The sequence below is a fragment of the Endozoicomonas sp. ONNA2 genome (assembly GCF_024606365.1).
Taxonomy (GTDB): Bacteria; Pseudomonadota; Gammaproteobacteria; order Pseudomonadales; family Endozoicomonadaceae; genus Endozoicomonas.
Window position 1 is genome coordinate 1 of the sequence record NZ_JAHHPO010000999.1, and the last position, 1,110, is coordinate 1,110.

The 1,110-nt window shown below is 50.8% G+C and carries 1 protein-coding gene; it reads right to left on the bottom strand.

All coding sequences use genetic code 11. The features are described from left to right. Window positions 1–1,019, bottom strand: a 1,019-nt coding sequence (locus tag KDK14_RS17650) for a hypothetical protein (protein ID WP_257266506.1), incomplete at its 3' end; no start/stop codon positions are given. Window positions 1,020–1,110 lie beyond the last annotated feature (91 nt).

A 1,110-nucleotide genomic window follows, 5' to 3' on the forward strand; every position in this document is an offset into this window, starting at 1 on the left:
GTTGATACCCTGCAGTGCCGCGCTTTTGTGTTGGCAACCGTTGAATGTTTCGATGATCCTGCGCCAATACCGGCATCTGACCAAGAGCTGGAGGTTGATACTGTGCAGTTTACTGCATTCGTGTCGGTAACCTTTGATTTAATTGATCTTCCCGCGCCAATGCCAGCATCTGACTCAGCTATGGCGGTTGATACTGTGCAGTTCAATGCATTCGTGCCGGTGATCTTTGATACAGACGATATGCCGGCCCCAATGCCAGCACCTGAATCGAAACTGGAGGTTGACACTGTGCAGTGATGCGCTTTCGTGTCGTTAATTGTTGATTCGCTGGATCTTCCCACTCCGATACCAGCAGCATGAATGGCTGTTACATGGCAGTTTTCCGCCTTCGTGCCGGTAACCGTTGAGTAGACCGATTGACCCACACCAATACCGGCATTGGCATTTTTCTGATGTTCAGATCTTACCTTGCAGTTGTCTGCTATTGTGTTGATAACTTTTCCTCCACCTGCAACCTTGCCTGCCCCTATACCGGCGTTTGCAACTGTACTGGCGTTTGCACCCAGGGCTATTACTGTTACTGAACATTTTTTTGCTCTGGTGTTGCTAACCGTTCCTCCTTCAACCATGCCCACGGCAATACCTGCGTGTACAGTTTCACCCGTAATCAGAACATCGGCACCTTCAACCTCGATATTTCTGACGTTGGCGTTGCCGGATATTTTACAAGCCGCTACCCCGACCGGACCGCTGCCCTGTATTATTATTATTATGGGTTTTGTAAGGCGCAGGTTTTCGATAAGACCATCACCAGCCAGATGTTTTACCAGGCAGTGGCGGAGGCCGCTAATGGTAAATTTATTGCCGAACAACTTGCCGGTAAATGGGCCGTTTATTTGGTCAATGGACTCGTTCAGTGTGTTTCCGCTGATATTCATGGCCAGGGAATACTCTCCATCGCATGGGAATTCCTCGTCCCGGCAAATCTTGCCAAGATTCAGGGCGTCTTCGATGCGCATGGGGCCGGATGCCGATGATGCGCTCATAGCAGCAAACCCAACCAAAGCCCCCAGCGCCAGGGAGGTGTTGGGCAACTGGCTGGCCCGTAGT